This is a genomic window from Deltaproteobacteria bacterium HGW-Deltaproteobacteria-18, assembly GCA_002841885.1.
Lineage (GTDB): Bacteria > Desulfobacterota > Desulfovibrionia > Desulfovibrionales > Desulfomicrobiaceae > Desulfomicrobium.
On record PHBE01000025.1, the window covers coordinates 35434 to 43239 of the forward strand.

The window sequence follows — 7806 nt, forward strand, 5'->3', positions numbered from 1 at the left end:
GTCGGATATAGTCTGTTATGGAAAAGAAAATTTGACGCAGGGGGAGGTTCTTATGGGCCGGAAGAAGGTTCTGGTGATCGACGATGAAGCACATGTGCGCATGCTCTATGCCGAGGAACTCCGCGCCCTGGGCTATGAAGTGGTCCTTTCCGACGGGAGCGACGATCCTCTGGAGCTGGTGAAAGATCACAAGCCCGACCTGATCATTCTGGATATCAAGCTGGAGAGCAAGTCGGGGCTCGACATGCTACAGAGCCTGCGGTGCAGCCATGGCAAGCTGCCCATCGTCCTGTGCACGGCCTACGACAGCTTTCGCTTCGACCTCAAGTCCATTGCGGCCGATGCCTATGTGGTCAAATCCTACGACAGCACGGAGTTGATGCGGACGGTCGAAAAGCTCATCTGAAAAAGTCGCTTCCGGGAAAAAGCTGCTGGAGCCGACCGCCTCTTCTATAGTCCATTTGCTGAAATGCGTCACTTACGTTCGCGAAGTATAAGGCCAAAGCCCTCTGACAACCAATCTGTCAGGGGGCTTTGGCCTTCTTTAAGGAGGGGAGGGGAAACTATTGTTCGCTGGTGTAGGGCCATGCCATGAGTCCGCCTTCCATGACCCGTACGTTGGTATACCCGGCGCTTTCGAGAATGCGCTGGGCTTCGTAGCCGCGCATGGACACTTTGCAGAAAGAGAGGATGGTCGCGTTCTTGTCCTGGGGCAGTTCGTTCACGCGCCCCCGCAACTGGCCTAGAGGAATGAGTGTTTCGCCACGGCCGAGCTGCTTCTCCGCGAATTCATCGTGGCCGCGCACGTCAAGGACGTAGAGAGGACCACCCGCGTCGAAGAGGGCCTTGGCCTCGACGCTGGAGATGCCGGTCATGAGCCCGCGCATCTTGTTCTGGAGAATATGCGCGGTGGCGATGGCATGGTCGATGGCCTGGGAGTAGGGCGGTGCGTAGGGCAGGTCGGCCATGGCCATTTCGTCCACGGTCCAGCCAGCGGCCACCGCCACGGCCATTTCGGAAGCCTGGCGGTTCACGTCACCGAGGCCTACGCAGGCAAATCCCAGGATGCGGCCCGTGGCGCGATCCGCGATCATCTTGGAGACCAGGGGTTTTGCGCCCATGAAGCCGGGTTTGTCGGGGCTGGCATTTATGGCTGTGACCACATCAAAGCCTGCTTCCCTGGCGCGGCGTTCCGAGAGACCTGTTGACGCGGCGGTGAAGTCGAAGACCTTGCAGATGCCGCTGCCGATGGTTCCGGGGAAGCGCACCGAATCGCCGAGCACCGCGTTCTCACCGGCCACGCGGCCTTCCAGATTGGCCAGGTCGCCGTACGGAGCCAGTATTTTCTTTCCGGTCAGACGATTGGTAATCTCGACGCAGTCTCCGGCGGCGTAGATGTTCGGATCCGAAGTTGCCATGAACTCGTTGACGACGATGCCGCCGGAGGCACCGATCTCAAGGCCCGCGGCCTTGGCCAGGGCAGTGTTCGGAGCCACGCCGACGGCCATGACCACCAGATCGCAGGGCAGCACCCGCCCATCTGCCAGGCGTGCGGCGCTGATCTGTCCGTCTTCGCCTTCAAGAGCCGACAGGCCGACGCCGGTTATGATCTTTGCACCCTTGGCGCGGGCGTGGTTTTCCACCAGCAGCGCCAACTCGGTGTCCAGAAAACCGAGAATTTGCGGCAGGGCCTCGACCACGGTGACATCGATTCCCGCATGGCTCAATGCTTCGCAGGCCTCGATGCCGATGAGCCCGCCGCCGATGACCACAGCCTTCTTGCCTCTGGAATGCTCGGCCCAGGTACGCATGGCGTCGGCGTCGGCCATGGAGTGCAGGGTCGTCACGCCCTTTAGGTCCCGTCCCGGGATCGGGGGCATCTTGGGTACGGATCCGGTGCAGAGGATGAGCTTGTCATAGGCCAAAAGGCCGTTGTTTCCCTCGGAATTGATCCAGCTCACGACCTTGCTTTCACGATCGATGCTCACGGCTTCGGTATTGACCATGGCGGTGATGCCCTTGGCACCGGCGAAGAAGGCCGGGTCGCGCACCACGCCGGACGGTGTGCACAGAAGCTTTTCACGCTCCTTGAACATGCCTGATACGTAGTAGGGGTATCCGCAGGACGCCATGGACAGCTCCGGGGCCTTCTGCAGGAGGATGACCTCCGCGTTCTGATCCAGGCGGCTGGCCCTGGCCGCTGCCTTTGGCCCGGCGGCGGTTCCTCCGATCACGACAATTCGTTTGGCAATCATATTTGTCTCCTTTCGATCAAATTGGTTGAATTTTGAAACAAGAGCCCCTGGCGCGCACCCAGTGGCCTGGGGCGCAGCAGTATGGAGGGAATGATTCCGCCGAGATAAACTTAAAGTGATTTATCAGGTTTAGAGGGCGTCAGCTTTTCGGGGCTCCGGGCCGGGCTCTGGGTCGAATCAGGCTCGCCGCTCCGAGGAGCATGACAAATCCGAGATGGCTCCAGTCCACCCACATGACCAGCGTGGGGGAGAAATAGCTCTGCGGCTGATTCTTCATGACCCGGATGATGCCGGTTAGCACGATGCCGGCCCAGCACAGGCCGACGATGACGTCCATTGTCTTCCAGGACTTGCGCCTGAGGATGCGGGGCAGTCGCCAGCCAAGAATGGCCAGCAGGACGATGGCCAGGATGTAGTGCAGCACGTGGTTGAAATAGTAGTCCGCCGTCCAGGCAAAACCCGGCACGTCGGCCAGATAATACCGGGCGAAGATGGGCATCTGGGCGAAGCCAGTGAACAGCAGGGCGATCACGGTCAGGCGGAAAACAAGGGTGAGTTTATTCATTGCTGTCCTCCGAAGTGGCCCCGCGTACCAGATGCAGCACGCCGGCCACGAGCCCGACGAAGGGAGCTGCATAGACGGCACGCGCCAGCTGCTCTTCCTTAACGAACGGGTTTCCGACCGATGCCAGGTGCGGTTTGCCCGCCCCCTGTTCAACGGCCTGGTCAAGGACGTCGAAGGGCACGGGGGAAACGTAAAACGTGTTGGTCCCGCCGTTCTCGGTGTCGCCGTAGATGAAGCCCCCGGTTTCCTCGGCCAGCTTGAGGGCCATGGCCCTGATCTCGTCGCGCGGGCCGATGGTCTGCACTCCTTCGGGGCAGGGCTCGATGCAGGCCGGAGTCTTTCCCTGGGCGACCAGGTCCCGGCAGCGGTCGCATTTGTACATGACGCCGTTTCCCGCGAAGCTCGGTGCGAGCTTCAGGTACAGCCCGACGCCTGTCTGGCGTTCGGGGATGTGCCACGGGCAGACGCTCTTGCATTTGGAGCCGCCCAGGCAGATCTCGTCGTTGATGCTGACGATGCCCCGGCCGTCCTTTGATGCTGCGCCCCAAGGGCAGAGATTGGCACAGGGCGGGTTCTGGCAATGCAGACAGCGGCGCGGGATGTTCAATTCGAAGGGCTCGCCGTTGTATTCGCCCGTGGCCGTCTGGATGTAGAGCCAGTTGTAGGGAGTCAGGCGGTCGTCCACGTCCTGCTTGTCCGACCAGTCAGCGGCCTTGACCTTGGCCGGATACATCTTGGGGAAGGGTTTTGTCGGTTTGGGGAATTTGTGCCCGTTGGTCTCGCGACATGCTTCCACGCATGCGCCGCAGGCGATGCACTTGGAAATGTCGAGCAGGGTTGCCAGGACGACAGCGTCGTTCGTGCCGGAACTGCCGCCTTCCCCGGCAAGGGCCTGCGCAGGCCTGGCCACGGCACCGGCCGCTGCGGCCAGGCCCGAGGCAAGGAAGAGTCTGCGGTTTATTTTCATGTATTTCTCCAAGGAGAGTTTATTGTCACGGTTTCTCTATATTCGGAAAGATGGATTTCACGCAGAGCCTGACCTGCTGCGTCGAAGACTCCTCGCAATGACGGTTGAGTCATGACGTCATTGCGAGGCTGAAAGCCGTGGCAATCCATGTCTTTCCTGTCTTTTCTTTGCATTTGAAGAGGCGAAGATGGATTGCCGCGTCGAAGACTCCTCGCAATGACGGTTGAGCCATGGCGTCATTGCGAGGCTGAAAGCCGTGGCAATCCATGTCTTTCCTGATACAATCGGCCAGCTCACCTTCACGCCTTTTCCTCGGGCAACCGCACCGTCAGCACCGGAACGGGGCTCAGGCGCACGATCTTGCTGGCCACGGAACCGAGCAGCATGTTGGCGAACACGCCCCGCCCGTGGGCGCCCATGACGACAAGGTCGTGCCCGGCGATCTCTTCAAGGATGCGTTCGGCCGGATCGCCTGTGCGGATCATCAGTTCCGCTCCGGATACCGGGCAGCGGGCGTCCTCGGTGGCGCATCGGCGGCTATCTGGCGCACTCGATCCCGGTCCTTTTCCTTGGCCCTGGCCGTGGCCGAGGCGTTGAATTCGTTCCAGTTCGAAGCCTCGAAGTGTGTTTCGATGTCAAAGCCTGCATCTTCGCTCAGGAGGTCCACAAGATCCGGTACCACATGCAGGATGGTCATGGAAGCGCCGTAGTTTACGGCCAGGGACACGGCGTGACGCAGGGCCAGGCGGGTGCGGCCATGATGATATCTTTATGACTTGAAACAGGTAATCGTCGCCGTCCTGCAAGTCATGAGGCGGGATCATCTGAAAGCTGCAGTCAGGGTGCACTCTGCGCAAATCTGGCAGAAAGGCCCTGTCGTTGGCCAGAATCAGCATGGATTCACCAGCTTCAAGCCTTTTGATCAGTGCGCAGGCCGTGAGCATCCCGAAAAAATCCATTGTGTTCCGCATGTCTAACGTGGTCATGGCAGTCATCCTCATACGCCGGGATTCGCCGACATATCCCCAATAGCCAGTGGCGTGCCAGATTCGTGCTTTACGGATCTTGAAATTTCATTATTTTTATCTATCTGAAATAATAATTTAAATTTGACTGCGAACGATTATTTTCGATCGTTTTCCGTTCCGTTGTTGCGTTTTGCATGTTCATTAACTAAACAGATGAACAGGTACTTTGTTCACAAACAAAACATGTGGCATGGAGCGAAGAGGATGGATGAAGATCTGAATCAATATTGGAAGACCGTGGTCAACACCATTCAGGACGGCATCATGATCGTCACGCCGGATGGCAAGATCGTGTCCGTCAACGAGGGCCTGGTGAGCATGACGGGTTATTCCCGCGAAGAGCTTATCGGGGCTTCGTGCACGATCCTTGGCTGCTCGTCCTGCGAGCTGGCGCGCGGGATTCCGGAGTGTCACTGGTGCGTGATGTTCAAGAAGGGGGAGCTGCGCAAACAGCAGTGCGCCCTGATGCGCAAGGATGGCTCGCGCGTGCCGGTGGTCAAGAATGCCTCGGTGCTCAAGGACAGGGATGGCGAGATAATCGGGGCGGTGGAGACCATGACGGACATCTCGGACCTTGTGGACAAGGAAGAGCAGCTTGAGATCTTCCGGCGCGAGATTTCCCGCGAGGACTCCTTTCACGGCATCGTGGGCCGGGCCGCGAACATGCAGCGGGTCTTCGATTTTATCGACGGCGTGGCGCAGATCGACTCGCCGGTCATCATCTACGGCGAGAGCGGCACCGGCAAGGAGCTGGTGGCCAAGGCCATTCACGAGGCCGGTCCGCGCCGGGACAAGCCGTTCATCAAGGTCAACTGCGCGGCGCTCAACGAGTCGCTTCTGGAAAGCGAACTTTTTGGGCACGTCAGGGGCGCCTACACCGGTGCGCACAAGGATCGCATGGGGCGTTTCGAGAGCGCGGGCGACGGGGACATCTTTCTGGATGAAATCGGCGACCTTCCCGCCAGTACCCAGGTAAAGCTCTTGCGCGTGCTCGAAGAGAAGGTCATCGAGCGCGTTGGCGATCACAAGCCCATTCCCATCCAGGCCCGGATTCTCACGGCCACCAATCGCGATCTGCCGGAACTTATCGCCAGAAACCTGTTCCGCCAGGACCTGTACTATCGCATCAACGTCATTCCCATTCGCATCCCTGCGCTGCGCGAGCGCCGCGAGGACATTCCGCTTTTGGCCTCTTCGTTTTTCCTGCGCATGCAGCTCAAATCCGGCAAGAAGGTGCAGGGCATCTCGCGCGAAGCCATGGATCTGCTGCTGCGCCATCCCTGGCCCGGCAACGTGCGCGAGCTTCGCAGCGCCTTCGAGTACGCCTTTGTGGCCTGCAAGACGGACATGATCGAACCCGGCGACCTGCCGACCGAACTCATGAGCGAATCCGTGGCGTGCGTTCCTGCCGATGTGGCGACCAGAAGCCTGGACGAGATCAAAAAAGAACGCCTGGTGCAGGCCCTGCGAGAGGCGGACGGAAATCAGTCCGAAGCGGCGCGGATTCTGGGAATCTCCCGCACCAGTGTGTGGAGCCAGATGAAACGCTACAGCGTAGGTTCCGGGCAGGTTTGATAATGCGCGGCCGCCAGGCTCTTTGCCGAGCCTGGCGGATGCAGGAACGAGGTGATCAGCGTGCTTGTCGCGCATCCTCAAGAGGCGTCTGTCTTTCGAGCAGCGACAGCCCGCGTCCCAAATCCTCCATCAGGTCCTGCGGATCTTCAAGGCCGATATTGAGGCGGATGATCGTCTGTCCTTGATAGCGCCCGGCCAGGTTTCTTCCAGGCACTCCGGCCGTGATCAGGCTCTTGTATCCTCCCCAGCTGAATCCCATGCCGAACAGACTCAGGGAATCCAGAAACACGCCCAGAGTCTGCGGTGCGTATTCATGTCGCAAGGTCATGGCAAAGAGGCCTGAAGCGCCGCTGAAGTCGCGCTTCCAGAGATGGTGTTCAGGGTGCGAGGGCAGAGCCGGATAAAGCACCTCGCGGACCAGCGGCTGCTCCTGCAGCCATTGCGCCACCTGCATCGCCGAAGCATAATGCTCTTTCATGCGCACATGCAGGGTCTTGAGGCCGCGCAGGGTCAGCAGGCAGTCGTCCGGCGAGGCATAGATTTCTCGGCAGGCGTAGGTTTTCGCCAGGGTTTCGGCGTGCTCGGCAGTGGTCGAGACCGAGCCCATCAGGACATCCGAGTGGCCGGAAAGATATTTGGTCACGGAATGGATGCAGATATCCACCCCAAGGGCGAACGGGTTGAGGTACAGCGGCGTGGCCCAAGTGTTGTCGAGAACCGTGACGATGCCGCGCTCGCGGGCGATGCGGGTGATGGCCGGGATGTCCTGGATCTCGAACGTGTTCGAGCCGGGTGATTCCAGGAAAATAAGCCGGGTTTCAGGACGGATGAAATCGATTATTTCCGCTCCGGCATTGGCGGGCACGGCATCGGTCTGCACACCGAATTTGCCCAGGATCTCGCGGCAGAAGCGCAGGGTCGGTCCATAGACATTGTCGCATACGAGCAGATGATCACCCGCACTCGCAAAAGCCAGCAGGGTTTCGCTGATGGCGCTGATCCCCGAGGGAAAGACACGGGTCAGGGCCGCGCCTTCAAGTTCGCCGATGGCCTTTTCAAGAATGCGTTGCTGTGGCAGCCTGTCGGTACCATAGGTGACCCCTCGATATTCGCCGCAACCGGCACTGAGCAGGTCCGCATACGAATCGAAATATACGGTCGAGCCGCGATGAAGTTCCGGATTGACGGTCCTGGTCGGCGGAAGCTCAAGCTTCGGTGACTGCATGAGACGGGTGCTTGCTTTCATGGGCGCCCTCCTTTTTCAGAGTGCTGATGCCTTGGCGAGAGTCATTGGTCAATGTTTTCAAGGGGACGGGAATGCGTCGGCTGAAGGATTCATCTTCGCTGCGCGTGTGTCCAGGCTGTTCTGTCCGTACCCGGCCATGAAAAAAGGGGGAAAGTCGCCTTTCCCCCTCA

8 protein-coding genes are annotated in these 7806 nt (G+C 59.6%); 2 read left to right on the forward strand and 6 right to left on the reverse strand.

The features are described 5' to 3' along the window. Nucleotides 1–52 precede the first annotated feature (52 nt). Nucleotides 53–406 carry a two-component system response regulator gene (locus tag CVU60_17330; GenBank protein PKN40151.1) on the forward strand — a complete coding sequence of 118 codons (354 nt, stop codon included), beginning with the start codon at nt 53–55 and terminating at the stop codon, nt 404–406. A 157-nt stretch (nt 407–563) separates the two neighbouring features. On the opposite strand, the gene CVU60_17335 is transcribed toward CVU60_17330, so the two are convergent. From CVU60_17335 to CVU60_17355, 5 genes are all read right to left on the reverse strand, one after another. After that, nucleotides 564–2255, reverse strand: a complete 1692-nt coding sequence (locus CVU60_17335) for a pyridine nucleotide-disulfide oxidoreductase (protein PKN40152.1) — start codon at nt 2253–2255, stop codon at nt 564–566. A 139-nt stretch (nt 2256–2394) separates the two neighbouring features. Next, a complete protein-coding gene (locus CVU60_17340) occupies nt 2395–2820 on the reverse strand; it encodes a FeS-binding protein (GenBank protein ID PKN40153.1) in 426 nt (141 codons plus the stop codon). Next, the gene (locus CVU60_17345; protein PKN40154.1) at nt 2813–3787 is read right to left on the reverse strand and encodes a 4Fe-4S ferredoxin; all 975 of its coding nucleotides are present in this window, start codon (nt 3785–3787) and stop codon (nt 2813–2815) included. Before CVU60_17345 ends, CVU60_17340 begins: the two co-directional genes overlap by 8 nt. Before the next feature lie 299 nt (nt 3788–4086). Beyond that, nucleotides 4087–4272 (reverse strand): hypothetical protein, encoded by a 186-nt coding sequence (locus CVU60_17350; GenBank protein ID PKN40155.1) that lies wholly within the window; start codon nt 4270–4272, stop codon nt 4087–4089. After that, entirely contained in the window at nt 4272–4484 is a 213-nt protein-coding gene (locus CVU60_17355; protein PKN40156.1) for a hypothetical protein, read from the reverse strand. Before CVU60_17355 ends, CVU60_17350 begins: the two co-directional genes overlap by 1 nt. Nucleotides 4485–5019: 535 nt before the next feature. Between CVU60_17355 and CVU60_17360 the strand changes: the two genes are divergently transcribed. After that, nucleotides 5020–6390 carry a sigma-54-dependent Fis family transcriptional regulator gene (locus CVU60_17360; protein ID PKN40157.1) on the forward strand — a complete coding sequence of 457 codons (1371 nt, stop codon included), beginning with the start codon at nt 5020–5022 and terminating at the stop codon, nt 6388–6390. A 55-nt stretch (nt 6391–6445) separates the two neighbouring features. Here CVU60_17360 and metC read toward each other — a convergent pair whose 3' ends face one another. Then, entirely contained in the window at nt 6446–7636 is a 1191-nt protein-coding gene (gene metC, locus CVU60_17365) for a cystathionine beta-lyase (GenBank protein PKN40158.1), read from the reverse strand. Nucleotides 7637–7806 lie beyond the last annotated feature (170 nt).